Origin of the sequence: Bacteroides sp. 2201st1_D9_2201SCRN_220225 (assembly GCF_040928965.1) — a bacterium.
In the GTDB taxonomy this organism is placed as follows: domain Bacteria; phylum Bacteroidota; class Bacteroidia; order Bacteroidales; family Bacteroidaceae; genus Bacteroides; species Bacteroides stercoris.
This window is the reverse complement of the sequence record NZ_JBCODG010000027.1, coordinates 35,867-62,845: the sequence shown is the minus strand read 5'-3', so window position 1 is coordinate 62,845 and position 26,979 is coordinate 35,867. Positions and strand designations below refer to the sequence as shown.

Sequence of the window (26,979 nt, the reverse complement as noted above, 5' to 3'; positions counted from 1 at the left end):
AATGTCAAAACATCGCTGCTCCCGTTCTCGAAAGCGGGTGCAAAAGTAGGACTTTATAACATACACACCAAATATATAAGGAGATTTTTTCGCGTTTCTCTTGAACATTTTTATAAAACGCTGATTGACAAATGTGTTGAAGAACATATTTTTTAAGGAGGATGGAAAGCCTGGCAAAAGGGACACATTATAATATATGCGCATGCGCGCGAAAAGGAAACAGCGGAAGGGGGAAAGAAAACACGGAGATACGGAAGGGCATTGCATGACACCCGGGTCTTGACATGTTCGACATCCGGGTCTCGGCATGTTCGACATCCGGGTCTCGGTATGCACGACACCCGGGTGTCGGACACAAGATAAAGGCTAACGGGAGAAATGACACAGGAAGGAAACAATACAGAAACATGCAACGAAAAGAAATACAGAAAGAAAAACGGCAGAGGAAAGGATACAAAAAAACAACGACACAGTAAAAGAACAGACACAGAAAAAAGGAGAAAGGCGGCTGACAGCCTGGAAAACACGAAGCAAGCCACAACCCAACAAACCTGTTAAAGGAAGATGCACGTTGTATTAAATGTTAACAGAAGCAACTGTCTCATAAACCGTGTTACCAAACAACAGATTTCCAGAAAAAATATTGGATAATACCAGGAATAGAATAACTTTGCAATGTGTTTTTCATAGTATTAGATTTAAGGTTAACAAAAAGATTGGCTGTCTGGGAGAGATAGCCTTTTTTTATGGAATATGATAAAGAAATATGCAGCGCTCCTCTGTACATAATTTTTTTTCGTATATTTGCGAGAAACTTATTAAAAACCAATCAAATCTATGCTTACGAAACTTAACCACGTACTCCTTGCAGGTGTTGTAGCTTTGGCGTGTTCTTCGTGCCAAACAGAAAAAAAAGCCGATTACCAAGTAATACCTCTCCCCCAAGAGGTTGTTCTGACACAAGAAAAGCCGTTTCTATTAAACAAAAATGTTTCCATTACCTATCCAGAAGGCAACCTCTTGCTGAAACGCAACGCTGAATTCTTATCCGGATATATCCGGCAAGCCACAGGGTATACTCCTCCTGTAAAAGGCTTAAAGGACGGAGAAACGGCAAAGCATGCAATCAATTTAGGTTTAGATGCGGATATAGCCAATAAAGAAGGTTATGTGCTGACGACAACTTCAGAAGGTATTCAAATCAACGGGCAGACAGAGAACGGCGTGTTCTACGGTTGCCAGACATTACGGAAATCAATCCCTGCCGAGGCTCAGGGAGCTGATATTCTGCTACCGGCAGGCAGTATCAAAGACGAACCCCGCTTTACATATCGCGGTATGCATCTTGATGTATGCCGACATTTCTTCCCGCTGGAGTTCATAAAAGAATATATCGACTTACTGGCGCTACACAATATGAATACTTTTCATTGGCATCTGACAGATGACCAGGGATGGCGCATCGAAATAAAGAAATATCCGAAGCTGACGGAAGTCGGTTCAAAACGCAACTGCACCGTTGTCGGCAAGGCAAGAAGCGGAAAATATGACAACATTCCGTATGGCGGCTTCTACACGCAGGAACAAGCCAAAGAGATCGTGAAGTATGCACAAGAACGTTACATCACCGTAATTCCCGAAGTAGACCTGCCGGGACACATGCTTGCCGCTTTGGCCGCCTATCCTGATATGGGATGCACCGGAGGACCGTACAAAGTATCTCCCGACTGGGGTATCTTTGAAGATGTATTGTGCATCGGCAACGAACAGAGCATGCAGTTTCTTGAAGATGTAATGGCAGAAATCACTGAGATATTCCCTTCTAAGTTTGTACACATCGGTGGAGACGAAGCTCCCCGTACCCGCTGGGCCAAGTGCCCCAAATGTCAGGCACGCATCAAAGCGGAAGGCTTGAAAACAGACAAACAACATACAGCCGAGGACCGTCTGCAAAGCTATTGCATGACACGCATCGAAAAGTTCCTCAACAGCAAAGGAAGGCAGATTATCGGTTGGGACGAAATACTGGAAGGCGACGTGGCGCCCAATGCCACCGTTATGTCCTGGCGTGGCACATCCGGCGGCATCAAGGCTGCACAAATGGGACATGACGTAATTATGACACCCAATCTTTACTGCTATTTTGACTATCTCCAAACTGCGGACAGTAAAGACGAACCTCTCGGCATAGGCGGATACGTACCGGTAGAGAAAGTATACAGTCTCGACCCTACCGCTGCGCTTACCGAAGAACAGGCCAAACATATCCTCGGTGCACAAGCCAACTTATGGACAGAGTATATCGCCACTACCGAACATGCAGAGTATATGATACTCCCACGCATGGCTGCCCTTGCCGAAGTGCAATGGACACAGCCTGAAAAGAAAGATTACGCGGACTTCACCCAACGCCTGCCGCGCCTCATCAAGTTCTACCAACGGGATAGCATGAATTATGCCAAACACATATTCGATATCCAAGCGGAATATACCACTACCCAAGAAGAGGACGGAAGCGGTAGCGGAGCTATAGTAGCCACGCTTCGCACCATTGACAATGCTCCCATTTACTACACCTTAGACGGTACTGAGCCCACTACAGCCTCCGAACAGTATAACGGAACCGGCATCGTTATCCGCCAGTCCGCCGACTTGCGTGCTGTTGCTATCCGCCCTGAAGGAAAAAGCAAGGTAACAGAAAAAAACTTCTACATCAACAAAGCCACTTTCTGCCCGATTGAGCTGACAGGTACACAGCCCACTCCGAAATACGCCTTTAAAGGTGCTACCGCTTTAGTAGACGGAATGAGCGGAATTGACAATTATGCAACCGGCGAGTGGATTGGCTTTTTGGATGGAGACGTAACGGCTGTTATCGACCTCGGTGCGTCAAACGGCAATGCCGCAGGCAAGACAGTTGCCGAATTACCGGAGATAAAGCATGTCTCTACCCATGCCGTAATAGACATGGGCGCCTGGGTTGCAGGATGTACAGGCCTGACAGTATCAGTGTCTGACGATAACAAAAGCTTCCGTGAGGTGGCAGCCAAAGAGTTTCCCGTTGAAATGGACAGCCGTAAAAAAGCTGTGGCAAACTATGAAGTTACTTTCGAACCGGTGAAAGCACGCTATGTTAAAGTATTAATCAAGCGTACCCCTGCCCTGCCCAAAGGACATCCGGGAGAAGGAGGAACACCTTTCCTATTTATCGATGAGATTGAAGTGGAATAAGGCAACTTATCAAAAACGGTAACATATACAACAACTATCATCCTGTCATTCGGAGGAATCTAATATCCAAGAACGACAGGATGATATTTTCTGCGAAAGTGCATCTAAAACATTTATTCAATCACGAAACTCCCACGTTGCAAATCCCGATCCTGCGAGCTTTTCCCCACCATCACATCGTACCTGCCTGCACAAACCCGCATCGTATTACTTTGAGCATCCCACCATTCCAATTCCTTGCCGTTCAAATCGAACGCTACCTCAACACTCTTTCCGGCAGGAATGCGGACACGTTTAAAAGCACGCAAAGTCTTGCCCGGTCCTTCTGCGTCATCTTGCTTCTTGAGGTAAACCTGCACCACCTCTTCACCGTCACGCTGACCGTTATTCGTAACGTTAACGGTCAACTTCAAAGGCTCTCCCACCTTAATCTGTTCCTTGGCCAAGGATAAGTTGCCATATTCAAAGGTAGTGTAGCTCAAGCCGTAACCAAACGGGAACAATGGTTGCTGAGTCATATAACGATAGGTACGTCCTGTCATATTATAGTCCTCAAAGTCGGGAAGCTGAGACATATTGCGATAAAAAGTTACAGGCAAGCGTCCACCCGGATTATAGTCACCGAACAATACATCTGCCACGGCAGTGCCGCCCGCCTGTCCCGGATACCAAGCCTGTAGGATAGCTTCACAATTCTTTGTTTCAGGCTCCAAAGCGATGGGTGAACCGGAACAATTCACCAAAATTATCTTCTTTCCGGCACGATGCAATGCGTGAATCAATTCACGCTGAACAGCCGGCAATTCAATGTCCGTACGGTCTCCGCCCTTGAAACCGGGAAGGTTCACTCCCATCTCCTCTCCTTCCAAAAGAGGAGATATACCACCGGCAAAAACTACAACATCGGCATCTTTCACACAAGCTACAGATGCATCAATATTTACCTTTTGCTTGAAGCCGATATCGAAATTCAGTTGCGCATCGCTTCTGAAATACTCAAAGTCAAGCTCGATGTCGTAAGGAACACCCGCTTTTACCTGTAGCGTATAGTCCAGTGACCTGCCACCATGCGTATTGCGGAAACGCTTTACTTCTTCGCCATTGATACGCAGGCAACCGGAACCGTATGTATAAATTTCGAATACCACTTCGCCCGATTGTAGAGGGGTGAGCACGCTGTTGTAAGTTGCCGAGAAGTCTGTCAGGTTTACGCCCGGTGCAAAAACCGTAGCTCCCGAGGTACAGAAGCGGAAAGGGGTGGTTACTTGTGTAGTAGTCACCGGGGTGCCCTCATGCTTTACATTGTTCCAATAACGTGCTGTAAACCCCTGTCCGTCTGCCGACTTACACTGGTTGAACACACTTTGAATCAGTGTTCTTTCCACCCAACTGCAACCCTGTTCATAAATCAGCTTATCGTCCGCTCCCAACGCGTTCCGTATTCCATCCAGAATGGTGACTGTATGTGACGGCATACCGTTATAATTGCCCCATTGCATTACGGAGTCATTAGCATTAGGTCCCATGACAGCTACAGTCAGACCGCCACGTTTCAAGGGAAGGATATTGTCCTTGTTTTGCAGTAATGTCATGGACTTGCGGGCCATATCCAACGCCAATGAGTCGTGTGCAGCCGAAGCCACTACGGAGAAAGGAATCTTCGTCCAAGACACATCTTCCGGAGCGTCCATTTCTCCCAAAGCAAAACGGGCTTCCAGCAGGCGGAGCACAGCCTTGTCTATGTCTTTCTCATCAATCTTGCCTTCTTGAGCTGCCTTTACCAATGCCTTATAACTGGAGCCACACTCCAGATCCGTTCCGTTCAGCACTGCGGCTGCCGAAGCAGACTCTGCATCGGAATATGCCTTATGCCCGTATTCATTATAAAAATCGGCAATAGCACCACAATCGGAAAGGACAATACCATCGAACCCCCAATCGTTACGGAGAATTTGCATCAGCAAACGGTTGCTGCCGCAACAAGGCTCTCCCTCGAAACTGTTATAGGCACACATCACCTCCTTTACACCGGCTTCCTTCACTAATGCCTCAAAAGGCGGCAGATAGGTTTCATACAAATCACGTGTGCTAAAGTTCTCCACGTTGAAAGAATGACGGTTCCATTCCGGACCGGAATGTACGGCAAAGTGTTTGGCACAAGCATGCAACTTATCGTATCTCCCGTCATTGGTTCCTTGCAGACCTTTCACTACCATGACACCCATGCGACTGGTGAGATAAGGGTCTTCACCGTAGGTCTCAATACCCCGTCCCCAACGCGGATCACGGTAAATATTCACCGTAGGCGTCCACATGGTAAGTCCCTGATAACGCTCGTAACTGCCCTGCGATGCGTAATATGTATTTTTTGCACGCGCCTCATCCGATACGGCATTGAATACTTCATATACTGTTTGCGGCGAGAAAGAGGCTGCCATACCTATCGGTTGCGGAAAAACCGTAGCCAATCCGGCGCGTGCCACACCGTGCAGCGCCTCGTTCCACCAGTTATAGGGTTTGATACCCAAGCGCTCCACCGGTTGGGAAGTGTCCATCATCAATGCTACTTTTTCTTCCAAAGTAAGTTCTTTCAATAAAAGTTCCGCCCGCTTATCCGGAGTCAAAGAGGTTGTTCTGTACGTAGGTTGGCTGCACCCTATCAGCAATAGAAGAGGCAACCAACAGATAAGTTTCCGTTTCATGGTTGTTGCTGTTTTAATGATAGTAATCAGATTTATTTACCGTACAAAGATACAGGGTTACCCGATATACCATTGTGCCAAATGTTTCATAAAGTTTACTGTATGTATCATGACATATACTATTTACACATATTAATCCGGTAGGAAAGAATAATACCGGCAGCATGCTAATAATGAAAGGGATACGTGTACCAAGATATTTCACGCCGTGGTACACGCCGTACCACAGTGTGGTACAAGCAGTACCTTACTAAGGTACGAGACCTACCACCCTTTGGTACATGAGCTACCAAAGAGCGGTACAGGGAATACCAGCAGCCGGTACCGGCAGTACCACCCTTAGAACTGGAAGTAAATGAACGGTTGTATCTCCGAACTCTTCATCTGAATAACCAGATAGACTATGGCAACCAGCAGCAACGCCTTCCCTATCAACGGAAGGCGAACGACCGCCTTGCTGCAAGCGTGCTCCCAACTGTCAGGCACGAAATGCAGGAAAAAGCCGAGCGCCATCAAGGCAAACACTTCCCAATAGCCCACTATCAGTTGCGGGAAAAGCCCGGGACGGAAAGTCGTGAATATCTGCCTCAACATATCCAGCGAAGCGGAGAAATCGGCATTGCGGAAGAATATCCAGCAGAAGCAGACGAAGTGGAACGTAATGACGATGCCGAAGAAGCGGCGGATGCCACGACTGCGTTCGCCCTTCTTCCGTCCGGTAACGCCCATCCAGAACTTATGGACAGCCAAAGCAACGCCATGCAACATGCCCCAAAACACAAAATTCCAGGAAGCCCCATGCCACAAACCGCCCAGGAACATGGTAATGATAAGGTTGGCATACTGGCGTATCTTGCCCTTACGGTTGCCGCCCAGGGATATATAGAGATAATCGCGCAGCCAACTGGAAAGCGAGATATGCCAACGACGCCAGAACTCCGTAATGGATGCCGACTTATAAGGCGAGTCGAAGTTTATGTTGAAGTGAAAGCCTAATAACAAGGCAATGCCGATAGCCATATCGCTATATCCGGAGAAGTCGCAATAGATTTGCAGTGCATAGCCGTAAACACCCATAAGGTTTTCCACACCCGAATACAAGGTAGGATTATCGAAGATGCGCTCCACAAAGTTGATACTGATATAGTCCGAGATAACCGCCTTCTTGAACAGTCCGCTCACAATAAGGAAAATCCCCCTGCCGAACATCTCTCTGGAAACAAACAACGGACGGCGGATTTGCGGAATAAAGTCGCGTGCACGCACAATGGGACCCGCCACCAACTGCGGGAAGAATGATACATAGAATGCGTAGTCCAACAAGTTGGTGAGAGGCGTTATCTCCTTGCGGTACACATCGATTGTATAGCTCAGCGACTGAAACGTAAAGAAAGATATACCCACAGGCAGGAAGATGTCCATTGCGGTAAACGTGCCGCCCGTGAGCGAAGCAAAGAAATCGCAGAGAAAGTTCGTATATTTAAAATAGCACAGCAGTCCCAGGTTTATCGCCAGACTGGCTGCAACCCACATTTTGCGTTGCCACTGCACGGTGGCACGCGCCATAAGGCGGGCTATGAAGAAATCGCTCACCGTAACGATAGCCAGCAGAAAGAAATAAGCACCGCTGCTTTTATAATAGAAATAGTAAGAAAACAGGGTGACGAACATCAGGCGGGCGGTGGTGCGGCGCTGCAAAAGCAGGTAGAACAGGATAAAGGCTGCAAACAGCCACAGGAAAATGCCGCTGCTGAATATCATCGGTGCATGCGGATTGTACACCAGCAGGTCGTGCAGGCGGGTAGGGTCTATATTCAGTTTGTTCAAAAGTTCGCTAATATTCCACATCGGTCGGTTTACGGCTAAATGAGTTAACTACATTCACTGACTGCAATAGTCATTATACGCTTTCAGCAGAGCGCGATAGAACATCTCGCCCTGCAATGCATATCCTTCCGGAAGATAGTGCACATGGTCGGGACGCATCAGACGCGCTTCCTGCCAGTTGAGACAAGCCCGGCGGACACCGCCGAAAGTCTCGTACATATCCCACACCGCCAGTCCGTTGGCATCGGCAAAACGGCGGATGGTCTGTACGGCAACAGCAGTACGGGGATTAATCTTATAGGTACGCCGGCGACGGCGCTGACGGAAACTATCGTATGAACCGGGCGGAGTAGTCATCAGCATCGGAACATCGGGCAGACTCTTGCGAAGCATGCACACCAGTTCTTCCATCTGCCGGTAATGCAGTATGGAGTTATAACGCCGGTTGTGGCTCTCGTTCGTTCCGAAAGAGAGAATGACAAGGTCGGGATGCAACGCAGCGATATCCGCCACACGGTCCGGACGGGTAAAGGTTGTACAAAACGCACCGTTTATCCCCATGTCCGTATAAGACAGTGCTCCGAATGTTCTTTGAAGCAACCCGCCCGTGGTTTCGGGAAAGATATGGCCACGGATATGGCTGTCGCCCACATGCACGATGCGTACCGTATCGACAGCGATGCCCAGGCGGAGCATGCGCAGTTTCTCCCAAAAGGGCTTCAGGATGCCGATGCTGTCTATCAGCTCGTTCCCACCCAGTTGCCGAAAGGCTGCGGGCAGGGTGATGAGAGGAATGGGCAACGTATCCGTACGCTGTCCGTAGATTCTAAGCGTGTCGCAATCAAATGCCGTTTTCTGAAGCCGGGGACAACCCGGAAGCACATCTTGGGCATAGTTCCGTTGCACCGGCAGGAAGAGCAACGCCAATACCGCGCAGCAAACGGCAAACCGTAAATCGGCCAAGTACCGGCTCCTTTTATGGCTCCGCTTCATAGGCACGCCTCCTGTCGTATTGTTCTTTGCCATAAACCAGAGCCTCATAAAGCAGTTCCGCCAGATGCTTGCCGCCACGGAAGTTGATATGCGTATAATCGTAATTGGCTAAAGAAGGTTTGGCATGCACCATATCCGCCATACTGCCTTCACCGCCCATGGCTTCGAACATATTCCAGAAAGCCACCCCGCTGTCGGCCGCCAGATTCTGCTGGTAACGGATAAGGTTTTTAATGCCGGGCATGGTCCGCAGGCTGCCCTCTTCGGTTTTATACTCGCGGTCGCCCACACCGACAATGAGAATTCCGGCTTGGGGGAAGGCTTGCTTCAAATGGGCAATGGTCGTCAGCATACCGTCGCGATAGCGGTCGTAATTACGCCCGCGTTCCGTAGCTACGTTCAGTCCGTACTGAAGGACTATCAAATCGTACGGACGCAGTTCGTTAAATTCGCGCATAGTCCGGACAGGTATGGAACGCAAAGACAGACCAGAACTGCCCCGAAGCGAAAAATTATCGACGGCAATCCCTTGCGTGCCGTCCATAGCCACTCCGTAGAATAAGGTAGAATCGGCGCTCTCCACTTTCCAACGTACAGAGCCGATACGTCCCGTTACATCCATTTCACGAAGTCCGTCGGCAGGCGGGAATGCCCCGGTCTGCGGTTCGCCCTTGTTTACGGATGCCGAAAGGCGGGCTTCGCCTTTATTATAAAAGAAGATAGAAGCACGTTCGCAAGTATCGAGCCGGGAAGCATACTTCCTCTGTCCGCCAAGCTCTACGTACGCTCCGGGAGTCGGAATAAAATAATGGCCCGAAACACCTTGTTTGCCACGGTCGAAGAATACGGAGTCCGTAACGGAATGGCTCTGCCAGCCGCCAAAGCTGTGCCGCACCGTAGGCCGATAGCCGTTGACCGGAGAAGTAATCGTCACGAAGCCTACCCCGCAGCCGCCATAACGTTCCTGCAACATCGCACGCAGGTCGGCCGTCAGGATATCCGCCTCAATGAAAGAATCTCCGAAATAGGCGATACGCACCGGACGGGGCTTTGCCGCCAGCTCATCCAGCGCGCGATAGAAAGGTGTCATGCCGCGCAGGGTGGAGTCGCTGTAATCCTCAATGCAGGTCATGCCGCTGCGACAGGTATCCACAAAGGCGGGCTTCACTTTCGGGGGGGGCGGCAACAGACTGTCCGGTTCGCTCACGACTTCCGGCACGGGACGCACATCGCCAAGTATGTCTACCCGCCTCAACAAATGGCCCCCTATCGTGCCCCCCGGCAGCAAGTTCAGCAGCAGAAGTACCGCCAGCACAATAAGCATCAGCCAACCTGTATGTTTTAAAACGCTCTTTTCCATAACTAATCCGGACGCAAAGATAAAGAATCGGATGAAAATAAATATCGTCCTTCCTAAAAAGAAATCGTCAGGTTCATTTTAACACAGTCTTGACTGCTGTTTGTATGGCAGAAACTTTAAACAGTCCGCTCTATGTTCCAGACAAATGCCCGGAGCCCCAATTGCTCGGTCTGCTTGTCCATGTTGTGAAGGACCTCCAGCAGGGGCTCTACCCGCTCGTCCTCTACCATTGTAAGAATGGCGGAGCACATGGAAGGCCAGGCGTGACTGCCGTAATGAGGCTCACCGGTCTTGGAACCGCGTCCGCGAACCTGCTCCCAATAAGTGAAGCCCCGGCAATTGAGCCGGTCGAGTGTAGCAATGATACGCTCGTAATATGCCTGATCGAATGTGATTAATACTGATTTCATTATTCAATTATTAAATGTCAACTATTAATTATTAGCCTGTTCCTCAAAGTAAGCATCCAATTGCTTGCGCATCTTGCGACGTTGGCGTTTGATGCCGACACCACCGAAGATACAATACATCGTAGGAACGTAAATCAAAGTCAGAATGGTGGAAACCGCCAGACCGCCGATTACGGCAATCGCCATAGGACTCCACATCTCAGAACCCTGACCGCTGCTGATGGCCATCGGAATCATACCGAGAATGGTAGTCATGGTCGTCATCAACACCGGACGGAGACGGCTCTTGCCTGCCGTAACCACGGCATTCAGCACCGACTGCCCGCGTTCGCGGCAGAGAATGGTGTAGTCGATGAGTACGATACCGTTCTTCACCACGATACCGATCAACATGATACTGCCCAGCAGACTCATCACACTCAGCGTCGTATTGGTTATGAACAGCGCCATCAGCACACCGCTCATGGCAAACGGCACGGAGAGAATCAGAATAAACGGATAGGTAAGCGACTCGAACTGGGCTGCCATTACGATAAACACGAGGATGATAATCAATACGCCGAGTGTTCCCAAATCACGGAACGAATCCTGCTGGTCTTCAAAGGAACCCGCCACCTGAATGGTTATGTCGGACGGTTTCTCCATTCTATCGATAATGGCATTGCCCGCAGCCACTACGTCACCCAACGGAGCGCCGGAGATGACGGCAGACACCGTTACGATACGTTCACGGTCCTTACGCTCGATAGTAGGCGGAGCAAAACGTTCCACCACCTTTCCCAAATCCTTGATACGGACGCCCTCGCCTTTGGCATTGTATACCAATATGTTCTCGATACTTTCAAGACTGGTACGGTATTCGGGGGCGTAGCGCACCTTGATATCATACTCATCGCCGTCTTCACGATACTTGGAAGCCGTAGCGCCATTGATACGGTTGCGCAGATAGGTGGCGGCAGTAGAGAGGTTCAGTCCGTGAAGCGCCAGCTTCTCACGGTCGAAGTCCACCTGGTATTCGGGCTGGTAATCGCTGCGGCTGATGTTGACTTCGGACACGCCTTTTACGTTCAGCAGTTCGCGCTTCAGGCGGGCGGCAACGCTGTCGGTTTCCTCCATACTGTAGCCATATACCTCGAAATCGGCGGATGCCTGGGCCGACATACCCGTATTACTACCGCCGAAAATAACCTGTGCCTTACTGAATTCGGGATAAGCCTTCAGGTCTTCGCGCATTTCCTCGCAGACTGTCTCCAGCGTAACATCACGGTCTGCCGGATCTACCAAACTGATATTGAAGGAAATGATATGCGAACCGTTGTCCTGCATGGAAGCCCAGGTATTATCCGAATCGGCCTGCCCTACGGTATAGTTGCATATCTTCATGACGCCCTTATACTTCTGCAGCCACTGATTGGTAAGTTTCTGCGAAACCTCCTGCGCCACTTCTTTACGCGTACCGATAGGCAACTCCAACTGTACGGCAATACGGGCATTGTCCTGCGCCGGGAAGAACTCCGTACCAATGGTCTTTGCACAGAACAGGCTCAGAATAAAGAATATCACACAACCGACAAGCACGACCATACGATGACGCACCGCCCAGTTGAGCATACGTGCATACCAGTTGTCCAAACCGTCCAATGTGTGCTCTATCGGCCCGAAGAATATCCGGAACATCTTGGACTGTTTACGCTGCAAGCGGAGCAGTTGCGAACAGAGCATCGGCGTCAGCGTCAAAGCCGAAACGGTGGATACAAACATAATGGCGCACATCATCCAGCCCAACTGCTTGAACAGCACGCCGGACATACCGGTTACCATGGTCAGCGGGAAGAATACGGCAATCATCGTCAGCGTAGAAGCCACTACGGAAATAGCCACCTCGTTCGTTCCGTGAACTGCTGCCTGCTTCGGGTCGGAACCGCGCTCGATGTGTGTCGTGACATTCTCCAACACCACAATGGCGTCGTCCACCACCATACCGATGGCTATGGAGAGTGACGAAAGCGAAATGATATTAATCGTATTCCCCGATATTGCCAGGTATATGAACGAAGCAATCAGAGAAAGCGGAATCGTAATACAGATAATCAATGTAGCCCGCCAGCGTCCCAGGAACAGGAATACCACAATCACGACGAACAGCAGGGCGTACATCACCGTCTCCGTCAAACTGTCGATAGTGTTCAGGATGTTTTCGGACGTATCCACAATGACGCCCAACTTCACATCGCTCGGCAGGTTCTTCTGCAGACGGGGCAACGCCTCCTGTACTTTCCTGGAAATCTCCACCGAATTGGCGCCCGACTGTTTCTGAACCACAATCATCGCACCCTGCACACCGTTGTTATAGGTTTCCTGCGCACGTTCCTCCACGGTATCCACAATCCGGGCTACGTCGCGCAGGTAAACGGTAGCACCGTTATAGGTGCCCACCACCACATCCGCCAGTTCACGGGAGTCGTCAAACTCACCCTCCACACGCAAGGAATAAGTCTCATTGCCGATGTCGAAATTACCGCCCGGTATGTTCTTGTTCTCCGCACCGATAATGGAACTGATTGTTTCGATACTCAAGTTGTACGCCTCCAGCTTATAGGGGTCGCAGTACACCTGGATTTCACGCTGCGGCGCACCGCTGATAGACACCGTACCCACACCGGGAATACGCGCCAGAGGGTTTACCACACGGTCGTCCAGTATCTTGTAAAGCGCCGACTGGCTTTCATTTGCCTGTACGGACAACAGCACGATAGGAATCATATCCGTACTGAACTTGAAGATGATAGGATTCTCCACATCATCGGGCAGTTCGGAACTAACCATATCCAACTTGTCGCGCACATCGTTTGTCAGTACGTCAATATCATTACCGAACTCAAACTCCAGCGTAATCAGCGACATATTCTCCGAAGAACGGGAAGTGATGTGCTTCAAATCGCTGACTGAGTTCAAAACATTCTCCAACGGACGGGTCACGTTGTTCTCGATATCCGAAGCACTTGCTCCCGGATAGGCTGTCATCACCATAATCGTATTCGTATCAATGTCCGGATACAAATCAATAGGCAACTTGGACAACGAGAACAGACCAAATATCACCACTGCCAGGAAGCAGAGCGAAGTCATAATCGGTTTCTTAACCGCACCTTCATATAAACTCATATTATTAGGGATTAGGGATTAGCGTTTAATGATTAGGGATTAGTGATTAACGTTTGGTGTTTAGTGTTTAGAGATTAGCAACTTATTTACCGGCAAACCACTAATCACTAATCACTAATCGCTAACCGCTATTTCTACTTCCATTCCGTTCACCAGTTTGGTTTGTCCGGCTATAACCACCCGGGAGTTGTCGGGCACACCGGAAATCAGCTCGTATTCGGCCCCCATGCGACGTCCGAGCTCTACCTTATTATAGGTAACCTTACCGTCCTTGTACACATATACATAACGGTCGCCGGAACCGGATTGCTTCACGATGGCCAAATCGGGTACAACCACATTGTTTTTGGTTCCGAAGTTAAGCGTGGCGCGGGCAAACATTCCGGGACGTACCCTCCGGTCTTTATTGGCGAGTTTAATCTCTACCGGAAAAGTACGGGTGTTCGGGTCTACTGTAGGATACACCAGACTGATATAGCCTTCAAAGAGTTCGTCTCCGTAAACATCCAGCTTCACGGCTACCGGAGCGCCTTTCTTCACTTGGGTGAAGTAAGTTTCGGAAACATTGATAAGCAGTTTCACCGGCATAATCTGCTCCACCACCAGCACGGGTTCGCCGCCGCTGTACATATCGCCGCTGTCATAGTTTCGGGCAGTTACAACCCCGTTTATCGGGCTGAGCAACGCGGTATTCTCCAGCAGATTGCGGTAGGCCGTTTCTTTTATGTCCAGCGCCATCTTGGTTGCATCCCACTCCGATTTGGATGCACCGCCCACTTTATACAGTTCGTCCATACGCTTGAACTCAATCTCCTGATTGTCCAACTGGAACTTTGTCTGTTTCAGGTTCGCCTCATCCATGCTGACCAGCTTCTGACCTTTGGACACGCGGTCGCCCACTTCCACCAATATCCTGTCGATGCGTACCGGAGAGGAAGGAGCTATGTTGTTCTTTACCTCTGCTTCTACGGTAGCTGTGTACTCATGAATCTGTTCTACCGGACGTGCTTTTACATCCGCCAGCTTCACTCTCGGCTTTTCGTCCACCTGCTCAACGGCAACTTTGTCTTTTCCACCGCTGCAAGCGCCCAACAGTGCTACTGCAAGCAGGGCAATCAATTGAAAACGTTTCTTCATATCGTTGTTCTTGTTTTATTTCTGATTACTGATGATATAGTCTCTTCCCAATACCTGGTCAAGGTCGGCCTTAGCTACCAGGTAGTCATATATGGATTGGTTGTAAGTAAGCTCCGCCTCGGTGAGCTGAACCTGCGAAGTATTCAGTTCGAGTACCGTACCCTTGCCCACTTCATAACGCTTGCCGGCAATCTGCACCGCCTTTTCGGCCTGCATCACATTCTCCTTGTTACTGGATACCTGCTCCGAGCTGGCTGCCATATTATCCTGGTAGCTTGTAATCTGCATGTTCAGCTTACGTTCCGTATCGATACGGTTCTGGTCCAACTGGCGCATCTGGATGCGGTTGGATTTCAGTTTCGTAAAGTTGCTTGCCTTATATAAAGGAATAGTCAGATTGAATACCAGCGAAGAGCTGCCGCTGTAATGGTAATCGAAGATGTTCCAACTGTCGTTGTTCATGGACTGGTACTGATAAGAATACCCCAATCCTATCGTCGGCATAAAGTTGGTGCGCAAGGACTTGATATTCTTCTGAAGCATCAGACGATTTAACTCCAATTGCTTCATGGTAGTATTGTTCACCAAACCTTCGTGAGCGTCATTCTCCAACTGATTGGCAAACACGATGCTTTCATAGGCCGCCAAACTGTCGTCAATCTTAATCTCCACATCGGCGGTAACGCCCATCAGCACCTTAAGTTGCAGTTTGGAAAGCGTAACGGCATTTCCGGCGGAAATGACACTCGGCTTCACGCTACGCATCTGCACTTCGGCGGTGATTTTATCGAATTCGCTTACCGCTCCCTGCTGATATTTGGCATTGACAATATTATAGTTCTCTTCCGCCAGTTCATAGCTTTTCTGCAAAACTTCGTATGAGTCCTGCGACAGCATCAGCTGATAGTAGGCTTTGGTCACCTGGTTCACCAAATCCAGTTTGGAAGCCCGCGACTTCTCCACTGCCAGCTCTATATCCGTCTTCGTCATCGACATGGCACGATAGACGGAAGGGGCAAACAATGGTAAACTGATATTCAATGTTCCCGCAGCGGTATTCGCCTTGTCCTGCCCCATTTTCACGATTTGGTCGCCGATACTGAACTGCGGAGCCGTGATGGTATGGCTCATACTTCCCGTAATACTTGCCTCGGGCAACAAGTTCTGCCAAGTTTCCTTACGACTCACTTTCTTGAGGGCAATCTCCTCTTCCGCCACTTTAATGGTGGGATTGTCGCTCAAAGCAATCTCCAAGGCTTTGTCAAGGTTCAAGATCAGGGTATCCCTCGTCCCTTGCGCCCGTGCATGGCTGCCTGCCAAGACTATGGCAATAAGCAACAGCCATTTTTTACCCTCAAAAAATCTCTGCATCTTCATAAACTATTAATTGTTATTCTATTTGGTTTCCGTGTCATTGTCTGCAGGCACAACCTTTTTACGGTATTCCCGGATAAACGCTTCCAGTTCGTGCGCCCCCTGTTCCGTAGAGATTCCGCGCAGAAAAGTGAACATTATAGACTCATAGACTTCAAGGAAGGAATACTCTTTGCAGATGTCCGTATTCATCAACACGTCTATCTGCTCCCTTACCAACAGATTGATAATGGCAAAGTTTACATCATCACGGAAAATGCCCTGCTTCACACCTTCCTTAAAGAAGTTTACCGTTTCTTCCGAATCCTGGTTATGACGGTTCGTCATCAGCGCATAGGCTTTGGGATACTTCTTGATGTCTTCAAAGAATTTCTTATTGGTGGCATGGAACTGTTCGATGCTGCGCTGATAGCATTTCAGCAGGACTTCCAATACATTTCCGGATGTGGCAAGTACATTCTTCAAAAATTCATCCCCTTCCTTCTGACCTTTCAGTATGCACTCTTCCAACAAAGTTTCCTTATCCGAAAAGACTTCATAAAGGGTACGTTTGGAAATGCCCAGTGAAGTGGCAATATCATCCATTGTAATACTCTTGATACCGTGCGCAGAAAAAGCTTCCACCGCAGTATCAATTATTCGCTCTCTCAGTTCCGGACGGGGGACAAGATGCTTGGTATATTCGCTCATTTCTCTTTCTTTTAAAATTCAAAAACTCTTTTTATCCATTTTTCAAAATAAAAACAAGCAAATATAGAAAGAAAACTTAATTAAGCAATTAAGTTTTCTTTCTTTTCTCAAATGGTTAATAAAAATTAGGGATATAACAGATATACAAGGAGAAATATCCTAATAATCAAATTTGGTGCGGCTGAGGAATGCCACTGTCTTATGGATTTCCTTGTACATTACAATATCGTCCTTCACAAAGGGAACTTCCTTGCGGTATTCGCACAGGAAACGTTCCAGAATGGGCGAAGTCTTTTGCGGACGGCGGAAGTCGATACCTTGCGCGGCATTCATCAATTCAATGGCAAGGATATGTTCCAGATTGTCCATGATGCGGAACAGTTTTGTTGCGGCATTGGCGCCCATACTCACATGGTCTTCCTGTCCGTTGCTGGATACGATGGAATCGCTGCTGGCGGCATAACAGTACATCTTGTTCTGGCTCACCATGGAAGCGGCGGCATATTGGGGAATCATGAAGCCCGAATTCAGACCGGGATTGGCAACCAGGAACTCCGGCAGTCCGCGCAACCCCATGATGAGCTGGGCAATGCGGCGTTCGGAGATATTACCCAACTCGGCAAGGGCGATGCCCAGAAAGTCGTACGAAATAGCCAACGGCTGCCCGTGGAAGTTTCCACCCGAAATGATGCGGTCTTCATCGGGGAAGATAGTAGGATTGTCCGTTACGGAATTGATTTCGGTCAGCAGTACCGAAGACACATACCTGATGGCATCCTTCGTGGCGCCGTGCACCTGCGGAACACAGCGGAAAGAGTACGGGTCCTGCACATGCTTGCCGGGACGGGCAATGAGTTCGCTGCCTTCCAACAGCTTGCGAACGTTCTCGCCTGTCTCGATTTGTCCTTTGTGGGGACGGATTTGCTGGATACAATCCATGAAGGGGTCGATACGGCCGTCAAAGGCTTCCAACGAAAGGGCTGCTATCAAATCGGCTTTCTTGGAGAGGCGGAAGGCTTTGAGGATGGCAAAGACACCGTTGGCGCTCATAAACTGCGTACCGTTCAACAAAGCAAGTCCTTCCTTGCTCATCAGCTTGACGGGCTCCCAGCCGAACTCGTCGAGTACGCTGATTGCCTCGCGCTTCTTACCTTTATAATATACATCGCCCACACCGATAAGCGGCAGGAAAAGATTGGCAAGCGGCGCAAGGTCGCCCGATGCTCCGAGCGAACCGCGGTCGTAGACGATAGGCATCACATCGTTATTGAAAAAGTCGAGGATGCGCTGTACGGTAATCACCTGCACACCGCTATGCCCCAAAGAAAGCGCATGTGCCTTGAGCAGCATCATCAGCTTGATGATGACCGGACGTATCTCCTCGCCCACGCTGCAAGCATGGCTCTTGATAAGGTTCTCCTGCAAGATGCCCACTTCGTCTTGCGATATATTCTTACTACACAACGAGCCGAACCCGGTAGTTATTCCATACAAAGGCTCTGCCGATTCAACGGTTTTCTTATCCAGATAGTCGCGACATTTCTGTATGCGTTCCTTAGCTTCGGGAGCCAGCTCAAGTTTCAGGTTCTCGTTAATGATGCGTTCGATAAGTTCGAAAGTCAGCTCGCCCGAACCGACATAATAGACATTCTTCATACTTTGAGCTCCTCATTGATTTCGTCCAACAATTCTTTTTCTTTGGCGCAGGCAAGGCGTTCCAGTTCATCGGCTTCGGCTTGCAGTTTGGCAACGAACTCCTTATCCTTCAGCGAACCGAGGTTAATGCGCACATTCATCAAGGCTCCCAACACGGCAGAGCGGGCCGACATCATTGCCACGCAGGCATCGGTTACGGCATTGCAGTTGCCCAGGCGGGCTACGTCCATAATGACGGTCATCAGTTCGAAGGCATTGCGCGCCACCTGCATAGGCACAAGTGCGGCAAACTTCGTAGCTTCCTGAATGGCTGCGCTGCGGGCGGCCTTTTCCTCATCGGTGGCCTTCGGCATCTTGAAGCAGGCAAATACGCTGTCGTAGGCCTCGGAGTCGCGGTCTATGTCGCCGATGAAGGTATCTTTCACTTGCAAAGCCACTTCGGAGATATGTTTCATCAGTTCTTCATGCTCCTCATAGCCTTTCTTGCCGATAGTGAGGTTGGCAACCATTGCCGCCAAAGCCGAAGCGACGGCTCCATTCAATGCGGCGATGCTTCCGCCGCCGGGGACGGGATCGCTGCCCGCCACTTTATTCAAAAACTCTTTGACTGTTAAATCGACTAACATGGGATTTAAGTATTAAATATAAAGTATAAAGTATTAGTTTTCTGTTTCAAAGCACCGGATAAAGCACGCCTTCCTTCACCGTGGTGTGTACACAGTTCATCCCCACGTAATAGGGCAGGAAATGGTAATTGTCCGTGTTCAGCACCACAAAGTCTCCTTTCTTTCCCACCTCGATACTGCCGATGCTGTCGGCCCGGTTCAAAGCGGCGGCTCCATTCAGTGTGAGGGCGGTTATGGCTTCTTCGATACTCATCTTCATATAGATACATGCCAGCGCAAAGGTCAGCGGGATAGAACCGGAGAAACAACTGCCGGGGTTGAGGTCGGTGGCCAATGCTACGGCACAGCCCGCATCAATCATCTCGCGCCCGCGGGCATACGGCTCTTTCAGGGCAAAGGCGGTAAGAGGGAGCAATGTGGCAACCACGCCTTTATCCGCCATGGCACGGATGTCGGCATCGGAAGCATGCAGCAAGTGGTCGGCGGAGACGGCGGAGAGTTCCGCAGCCAGCCCCGCACCGCCCAGCGGTACGATTTCATCGGCGTGGAGTTTCAGTGCCAGTCCCATTTCACGGGCGGCGGTCAGCAAGCGGCGGGACTGTCCGATAGAGAACACGCCTTGCTCGCAAAAGACATCGCAAAACTCTGCCAGCCGGTTTTGAACAACGGCGGGCATGACTTCACGGATAATGAAATCCACGTAATCGTCCGTGCGTCCATTGTATTCCTGAGGCACTGCGTGCGCGCCCAGAAACGTTGGAACGATGTCCACACGCTTGTGCTCGTCATTGTTCAGACTGCGCATCACGCGGAGTTGCAGCAACTCGGTTTCCTTGTCCAGGCCGTAGCCGCTCTTGCCCTCGACGGTGGTAACTCCCATAGTGCTCATTTGCTTCAAGAAGCCCTCTGCCTTGGCGCGCAGTTGGATAAAGTTGCACTCACGCGTAGCTTTCACCGTACTGACAATGCCGCCACCACGCTCCATAATGGACATATAGCTCTCGCCTTTCAACCGCCAGGAGAATTCCTCGGCACGTTCCCCGCCAAACACGAAGTGCGTATGCGAATCGACAAAGCCGGGCAAAAGGCACTTGCCGCGGGCGTTGTAATGCCAGTAGCGCTGATAATAGCCGTCGCGCTCCTCGCCACGGTTAGGGCCTACGTAAGTGATGACGCCTCCGGTAACTTCCACCGTAGCGTCATCGATGATGCAAAGTTCTTCCATTTCCCTGCCGCGGCGGGCGGAAAAGCCGACGGGAGTTACGACACGGGCATTGAAGATTATCAGATTTTCTGTCATAGCTGTTTCTGTTTCATTTTCTTCCAGTTACTCGCGCAGTCTGCGTATTCCTGCACTCATTCCATTATCCGGGCTTCCAGCACCTGCTGCATCGAGAAGTTCTCCAGTCCGAGGTAATAGGAAGCCGTATCAATCAGCGCTTCCATAGGTACGAGGCCTATAATCTCACTGCCCACGATGCTAACACCGTAGCGGCGCGCTTCGATGCGTACCAGTTCGAAGGCACGGTAAAGCGCCGTGCGGGTATAGTCGGTCATGTTGATGGATACCTGGGTAATCCCCCGGTCTTTCAGTTCCACGCCCATAGCCTTACAGTAGCGCAGTCCGCCGCCGATGAAACGTATCTTTTTGGCAATGTCGTGCGCAATCTCCAGACTCGGCGTATTGAGGTTGATGTTATAGGCTACCAACGGCATGCGTGCTCCCACTGCCACCGTACCTGCGGTAGGATGACGTTCGGCGGGACCGAAATCGGGTTGCCATTCGGGAAGCTTTATCTTCTCCACCATGCCCTCGAACTCTCCTTTACGGACAGCCGCAAGGTTCTCGCGGTGAGGTGCCGAAGCGGATTTCTCGTAGAGGAATACAGGCAGGTTATAACGTTTTGCCACTTCCGCACCCACTTCCTTAGAGAGCGCAATGGTCTCTTCCATGGTCACATTCTTGATTGGGATAAAAGGAACAACGTCCACAGCGCCCATACGGGGATGCTGCCCCTGGTGTTTGTTCAGATCGATGAGCTGTACGGCCACGCCGATGGCTTCGAGCACGGCATCGCGGAGCGGTTCGGGCTCGCCCACTACGGTAACCACCAGCCGGTTGTGGTCTTCATCGTTACTGTAATCCAGCAACTTCACACCTTGTTTGCCACGGAAAGGGGCTACAATACGGTCTATTTTCTGCAAGTCACGTCCCTCGCTGAAATTGGGGACACATTCTACGATTCGGTTCATAACGGTTATGTTTTTGGAGCTTACTACAGAGGAGACGGTATTTTTCTTTGATATTATCTCCGGACAGACCTATTATTTTTTCAGACAGAAGAACCAAAGGACATAAACTATGCAGGCGGATACCTGCCGGACATCACAGTTGAGTTTATCCTCTTAACCTTATATATTTTTGCGCATTTGTTCTTTGGTTCTCTTATATTCTGAATATCCTTTATGTTCTTTGGTTCTTCTGTCTGAAAAAAGAATACTCTTATGTCCTTATCTCCTCTATAAATAAGCCTGTTACTATTATTTTATATATTTATCAATCAGTTCTTCATCCGCCACGTAAGGCATCGTGATGTGATAGCCTTCCGCATGGGTGCGGTTAAACTCTTCGCTGGTCTCCATGGCATGTGCATTTCGTGCCCACGAACGGCGTGCCACACCGCCCATCACATCCCAAAGCATGGCAGAGCGCAAGATTTCGTCCACCCGTTCGGAACCGTCGCACACCATGCCGAAGCCGCCGTTAACGGCCTTGCCGATACCTACTCCGCCGCCGTTGTGCAACGCCACAAGGCTCATGCCCCGCGCGCAGTTACCGGCAAAGCATTGCACCGCCATGTCCGCCATTACGTTGCTGCCGTCCTTGATGTTGGATGTCTCGCGGAAAGGAGAGTCCGTACCGCTGACATCGTGATGGTCGCGTCCCAGCATAATGGGACCTACTTCGCCGCGGCGCACCATTTCGTTGAAGCGCAAGGCAATCTTCATGCGTCCCTCGGCATCCTGATAAAGGATGCGCGCCTGCGTGCCTACCACCAGGTTGTTCTTCTCGGCATCGCGTATCCAGTTATAATTATCCAAATCCTGTCCGCGGCGGGTAGGGTCGATGCACTCCATGGCGGCACGGTCGGTCTTTACCAGGTCCTCATGCTTGCCGCTAAGACATACCCAACGGAAAGGCCCGTAGCCGTAATCGAAGAGTTCCGGCCCCATAATGTCTTCCACGTAGCTGGGGAAGATGAAACCGTTCTTGTCGCTGCCGTTGCGCGCTATTTCGGGAACGCCGGCATCATAAACGGCTTTCATGAAAGAGTTGCCGTAATCGAAGAAGTACGTGCCCCGGCCGACAAGCTCTTTTATGGCAAGGAAGTGGCGCTTCAACGTGGCATCCACCTTACGGCGGAATTCGGCAGGATTCTCATGCAGCATCCGGGTACGCTCCTCGAAAGTCAGTCCCACGGGGCAGTAGCCGCCGTCGTATGCCGCATGGCAGGATGTCTGGTCGGAAAGCAGGTCTATATGTATCTGTTCCTTTACGGCATATTCCAAAAGGTCTACCACATTGCCGTGATAGGCGATGGAAATCGGAGTGTGACTGTCCATGGCCTCTTTAGCCAGCGCAAAGGCTTGCGGCAGCGAATCCGTTACGTGTCCCACCCAGCCTTGACGGTGGCGGGTTTCGATACGCGAGGCATCCACTTCGGCTATGACAGCCGCCGCACCGGACATCTCGGCAGCTTTGGGCTGGGCGCCGCTCATACCGCCCAGGCCGGAAGAGACGAAAAGCCGTCCGCGCAGGTCACCGTCCTGAGGGATGCCGAGCTTCAGCCGTCCGGCATTCAAAAGGGTGTTGAAAGTGCCGTGCACAATGCCCTGCGGCCCGATATACATCCACCCGCCGGCAGTCATCTGACCGTAATTGGCTACACCCATCTGCATGGCTGTATGCCAGTCCTGCTGATTATCATACAGCCCTACCATCATTGCATTCGTAATAATGACGCGCGGCGCTTCGGGTTTCGACTTGAAGAGTCCCAGCGGATGCCCGCTTTCGATAACGAGCGTCTGGTCATCGGTAAGGACTTCGAGGTATTGTTTTATCAGGCGATACTGCATCCAGTTCTGGCACACCTGCCCCGTCTCGCCGTAAGTGACAAGTTCGTAAGGGTAAAGGGCTATGTCGAAACAAAGATTATTGTCTATCATCACCTGAAAGGCCTTGCCCTCGATGCAGCGTCCTTTGTATTCGTCGATGGGCTTTGCCTTGAGGTCGCCTTGCGGACGGTAGCGGTAGCCGTAAATGCGTCCGCGCGTACGGAGTTCTTCCATAAACTCCGGAGCGAGTGTTTCGTGCAGTTCTGTAGGGATGTAGCGCAGGGCATTCTTCAATGCCGTAGCGGTTTGTGCCGCGTCAAGAGTGTAGCCGCGGTCGGGCGCCCGCCGGATACCTTCTACGAAGGTGGGATAAGGGGGCAGTGTTTTGCTTAAAGTTATCTCCATAGTATATAAGGTGAATAGTTACAAATTGTCAGAATACACTGGCTCGTATCTGCCGCAATATAAAAATAATTCCCGATATTCGCAATAGAATACCGGGAATTTTATCATTTAGTCAATAGAGACTCCTTATCGTATTACTTGAAATACTGTCTGGTCCACTCATCTGCTATTCAAAAATAAACAAAGGCAATGAATCCACTTTTTTTGCATAATAAGAAAAGTAACTTAATATAGCTCAGAGAAATACAAACAGACCATTTTAATAAAGTTGATATTGAACGGTGAGGGCAGCTACAGTGCCGTTATGATCCAAAGTATAATCTGTAATCAGAATACGAAGATACTTCACTTCATCATTCTCTGTCTTGAAAGCTACAGCATAACCATGATTAGGCTGAGCCACCGGAAAATCTTTGACATAATATCTATTGTCATCTGGTAGAATCAACTTTTTTATTACTTCCGGTAAGCTATTTACTTTCCCTACATCTTCTATCATTACATATAAACCATTATAGGATTGCACCTCAAAGGCATTATAAGAAGAAAACGTACTATTCCATACCCCACTTTGACGTATAAAAGAAAGTACACCAAGACACCCACGCGAGAGATACAGTCCATACTTTCGATTAAAATCTTCATAGTAAACAGGTATTTCGGCACTGCTCCATTTTAAGTTGTATTTCAACACCGCCGTCTTCACTGCCGTTGTTGCCGTATAGTCCCCTTTCACTTCCGTTCCCCCAGCTCCCGGCTCATCAGTAGGTTCATTATCATCGCTTCCGCAACTTGCACAAAACGTCCCGAACAAGAACATCAAACAGGGTAACCAAAATAATCTCATTTTCATATCTATAAATGTTTATTTAAGATATACCCGGTTCCAAAGTATAACAATGTGTTTTTCAATCTCTTTTGAGACAGGGATACAAAAGCGACGTGGAACCAAACTTTATTGTACTTCAAGGTTCTGGAATACCTATACACTGAATAAAGTTAAGCCCACGTCGTAGAGAGACGCGGGCGTTACAACTTTATATTCTCAGTGTATTTGAATTTTCCAGATTCTGAAGTACAGGAATAAAAGCTAACGCTCTCTTATATATGTCTATTTCCTAATTTGTCTTTATACCATAGGCATTCTTTTTTACATTTATAATAAATATAATAACCGCAAATATATAAATAAAATAATTATCCGCAACACAAGCAGACACTCTTTATGCAAATCCACCCAACCGATAGCTACTCCACATTTGCCCTACTCTATTCAACACCCGGCTTACCCGCCAACTGACGCAGGTATTTTCCGACAACCTCTGCCGATTCGCTCGTTTCTTTTTCAAAAGCCTCTTTCAGCTCCGGATAATCCGCCAGCAGTTCCAGCATCTTCTCCCTGCCCACAAACTCCGAGCGTCCCGTTTCCGGATTCAACTCATAATACACGCGCGCAAAGACCAGCCCCGAGGCATTGATGGCATCTCCCACTTCACCGCCCAGCTTGGTTGCATCGGGCGGAGTTGCCGTACTTGCGGCAGCCTGCCCCACAGGTTGCGCACAGAAATAAATCCTGCCTTTCACCCACATGGCAGGTGCATACCAGCCGCCAAAGCGGTAGCGTTTATAACGCATTTTCTTACAATTTACATATAGCGACGTATCCATCCGCACCGCATAACAGCGAGACTTCAAATATCTGCAAAGACCGGAATTGTCCTTCGCTTCTATACGGTAATCCGCTCCCCCCATCAGATAAATCTGATTCTTGGAACGCTTCTCCACTTTCAGTATGGTGACCGTATCTCCACGCCCTTCCACCAACTCTTTCAAATTGGAATACATTATCTGCTGTGCCGAACATGGCAAGACCAATAATGCCAATAGCCCTAACACCCAACCTCTTTTCATATCGCTATCCTTTCTTTTTGAAACTTTGCATACTCAGGCGAAAGGTACATTTTTTATTGATATTCAGCAAATATAGAAGAGAAAAAACATCATATTTCCCACAAAATCATTTGCATATACCTATCATCGGCCTTGCATGCCGCCATCGCCGCGAACGGAAACCTATGGTACGGAAGCCCGAAGCCACCTTGCCGCAACAAGCAAGATACGCTGCTGATTACAAGCAAGATGCAAGTACCAACAATGTACCTCCTGCTGGTACACGCCGTACCAACCGTTGGTAGCTCCCGTACCAAGCAGCGGTAGCTCTCCTACCAAACCGTGGTAGGAGAGCTACCAACCCGCGGTACTTCGAATACCGCCAGCCGGTATTTCGCATATCCTTAGGGGAAAAAACATATATTTCGTTATCTTTGTCGTTCTCTAAAGCATGGAAACAAAATGGAAAGCATTGAAAATATAAAATCGGTCTACCGGCGTATTGAGGATGAAGCCCGATGCGAATTGAATAAAGTACAGCAACAGATTTATCGCATCAGCACACTGCGGCTGCTGCTGTTCGTGGCAGGAATTGCGGGGATTATCTATTTCCGGACGGAAAGTTGGGCAGTGCTTACGGGCATTGCACTTGTCACCCTGCTGCCGTTCATTCTCCTGATAAAATACCACAACCGCCTGTTCCACTGCAAAGATTATCTGGAAAAGAAGGCAGAGGTCAACCGGCAGGAACTGGCTGCGCTGGACTATGACACATCCTGCTTCGACGGCGGCGAGGAATTTGCAGACCCTGCACATCTGTATGCTTACGACCTGGACGTATTCGGCACGCATTCGCTGTTCCAATACATCAACCGTACCTGTACCGAACCGGGGAGACGCTTGCTGGCCGACTGGCTGGGGCAGCATCTTACAAAGAAGGAGAATATACTGGAGCGCCAGGCTGCCGTACGCGAACTTGCTCCCGAACTGAAATTCCGCCAGCGGTTCCGTATCCTCGGCCTGCTGCATAAAGGCAAGGCAGCCGATGAAACCGAGTTGAAAGCATGGGCGGCAAGTCCCGGGATATTTCGCAAGAGCAGACTCTTGCGTGTGCTGCCGGCAACCGTTACGGGTATCAACGGTGTATGTTTGCTTTTGGTCGTTGCCGGTTACCTGCCGGCAAGTATGTGGGGAGTAATCTGGACGCTCTTTGTCGTTGCCGGGTTTGCCTTTACCGGAAAGATTACCAAGATACAAGCCGTGTACGGCAAGAAACTGCAGATTCTCGGAACGTATGCCGGGCTGCTCAGGCTTATGGAGGCCCGCCCCATGCAATGCCGCCTGCTGAAAAGCATTAAAGAGGAAATCGGCGGCGAACAGCGGAAAGCATCCCTCTC

Annotated in this window: 18 protein-coding genes and 1 pseudogene; 3 read left to right on the top strand and 16 right to left on the bottom strand. The window is 49.6% G+C overall.

All coding sequences use genetic code 11. The annotated features are described in order from the left end of the window. Positions 1-837 precede the first annotated feature (837 nt). Positions 838-3,231: a glycoside hydrolase family 20 protein gene (locus tag AB5903_RS11055; protein ID WP_016660773.1), complete on the top strand. Its 2,394-nt coding sequence runs from the start codon at positions 838-840 to the stop codon at positions 3,229-3,231. A gap of 113 nt (positions 3,232-3,344) precedes the next feature. Here AB5903_RS11055 and xyl3A read toward each other — a convergent pair whose 3' ends face one another. The 16 genes from xyl3A to AB5903_RS10975 form a co-directional block, all read right to left on the bottom strand. Next, entirely contained in the window at positions 3,345-5,933 is a 2,589-nt protein-coding gene (gene xyl3A, locus AB5903_RS11050) for a xylan 1,4-beta-xylosidase (RefSeq protein ID WP_368117842.1), read from the bottom strand. Between the two features lie 339 nt (positions 5,934-6,272). Beyond that, positions 6,273-7,781 carry an MBOAT family protein gene (locus AB5903_RS11045; protein WP_016660775.1) on the bottom strand — a complete coding sequence of 503 codons (1,509 nt, stop codon included), beginning with the start codon at positions 7,779-7,781 and terminating at the stop codon, positions 6,273-6,275. 33 nt (positions 7,782-7,814) lie between these two features. Continuing rightward, positions 7,815-8,786, bottom strand: a complete 972-nt coding sequence (locus AB5903_RS11040; protein WP_181978224.1) for an SGNH/GDSL hydrolase family protein — start codon at positions 8,784-8,786, stop codon at positions 7,815-7,817. Beyond that, positions 8,737-10,113: an SGNH/GDSL hydrolase family protein gene (locus AB5903_RS11035; RefSeq protein WP_034535809.1), complete on the bottom strand. Its 1,377-nt coding sequence runs from the start codon at positions 10,111-10,113 to the stop codon at positions 8,737-8,739. The genes AB5903_RS11040 and AB5903_RS11035 overlap by 50 nt, the downstream gene beginning before the upstream one ends. 116 nt (positions 10,114-10,229) lie before the next feature. Continuing rightward, a complete protein-coding gene (locus AB5903_RS11030) occupies positions 10,230-10,523 on the bottom strand; it encodes a PG0541 family transporter-associated protein (protein WP_005656430.1) in 294 nt (97 codons plus the stop codon). Between the two features lie 24 nt (positions 10,524-10,547). Continuing rightward, complete coding sequence (locus AB5903_RS11025) at positions 10,548-13,688, bottom strand: efflux RND transporter permease subunit (RefSeq protein ID WP_016660778.1); 3,141 nt, start codon at positions 13,686-13,688, stop codon at positions 10,548-10,550. Between the two features lie 114 nt (positions 13,689-13,802). Beyond that, positions 13,803-14,825: an efflux RND transporter periplasmic adaptor subunit gene (locus tag AB5903_RS11020; RefSeq protein ID WP_272710130.1), complete on the bottom strand. Its 1,023-nt coding sequence runs from the start codon at positions 14,823-14,825 to the stop codon at positions 13,803-13,805. 15 nt (positions 14,826-14,840) lie between these two features. Beyond that, positions 14,841-16,202 carry a TolC family protein gene (locus tag AB5903_RS11015; protein ID WP_117917693.1) on the bottom strand — a complete coding sequence of 454 codons (1,362 nt, stop codon included), beginning with the start codon at positions 16,200-16,202 and terminating at the stop codon, positions 14,841-14,843. Positions 16,203-16,220: 18 nt separating this feature from the next. After that, positions 16,221-16,889 carry a TetR/AcrR family transcriptional regulator gene (locus AB5903_RS11010; protein WP_005656438.1) on the bottom strand — a complete coding sequence of 223 codons (669 nt, stop codon included), beginning with the start codon at positions 16,887-16,889 and terminating at the stop codon, positions 16,221-16,223. Positions 16,890-17,048: 159 nt separating this feature from the next. Next, the gene (hutH, locus tag AB5903_RS11005; RefSeq protein ID WP_005656440.1) at positions 17,049-18,545 is read right to left on the bottom strand and encodes a histidine ammonia-lyase; all 1,497 of its coding nucleotides are present in this window, start codon (positions 18,543-18,545) and stop codon (positions 17,049-17,051) included. Next, the gene (locus AB5903_RS11000) at positions 18,542-19,171 is read right to left on the bottom strand and encodes a cyclodeaminase/cyclohydrolase family protein (RefSeq protein WP_016660780.1); all 630 of its coding nucleotides are present in this window, start codon (positions 19,169-19,171) and stop codon (positions 18,542-18,544) included. Before AB5903_RS11000 ends, hutH begins: the two co-directional genes overlap by 4 nt. Positions 19,172-19,217: 46 nt before the next feature. Next, positions 19,218-20,471 carry an imidazolonepropionase gene (gene hutI, locus AB5903_RS10995; protein ID WP_005656444.1) on the bottom strand — a complete coding sequence of 418 codons (1,254 nt, stop codon included), beginning with the start codon at positions 20,469-20,471 and terminating at the stop codon, positions 19,218-19,220. A gap of 56 nt (positions 20,472-20,527) precedes the next feature. Further along, positions 20,528-21,424, bottom strand: coding sequence for a glutamate formimidoyltransferase (gene ftcD, locus AB5903_RS10990; RefSeq protein ID WP_016660781.1), 897 nt, complete (start codon positions 21,422-21,424; stop codon positions 20,528-20,530). A 288-nt stretch (positions 21,425-21,712) separates the two neighbouring features. Then, complete coding sequence (locus AB5903_RS10985) at positions 21,713-23,692, bottom strand: urocanate hydratase (RefSeq protein ID WP_016660782.1); 1,980 nt, start codon at positions 23,690-23,692, stop codon at positions 21,713-21,715. Positions 23,693-23,951: 259 nt separating this feature from the next. After that, positions 23,952-24,545: a hypothetical protein gene (locus AB5903_RS10980; RefSeq protein ID WP_040316098.1), complete on the bottom strand. Its 594-nt coding sequence runs from the start codon at positions 24,543-24,545 to the stop codon at positions 23,952-23,954. A gap of 416 nt (positions 24,546-24,961) precedes the next feature. Continuing rightward, the gene (locus tag AB5903_RS10975) at positions 24,962-25,603 is read right to left on the bottom strand and encodes a DUF6563 family protein (protein ID WP_195658256.1); all 642 of its coding nucleotides are present in this window, start codon (positions 25,601-25,603) and stop codon (positions 24,962-24,964) included. A gap of 110 nt (positions 25,604-25,713) precedes the next feature. Between AB5903_RS10975 and AB5903_RS10970 the strand changes: the two genes are divergently transcribed. Beyond that, positions 25,714-25,887 carry a hypothetical protein gene (locus tag AB5903_RS10970; protein ID WP_153881320.1) on the top strand — a complete coding sequence of 58 codons (174 nt, stop codon included), beginning with the start codon at positions 25,714-25,716 and terminating at the stop codon, positions 25,885-25,887. A gap of 157 nt (positions 25,888-26,044) precedes the next feature. Beyond that, positions 26,045-26,979 (top strand): annotated as a pseudogene (locus tag AB5903_RS10965) (hypothetical protein); the annotation flags it as partial.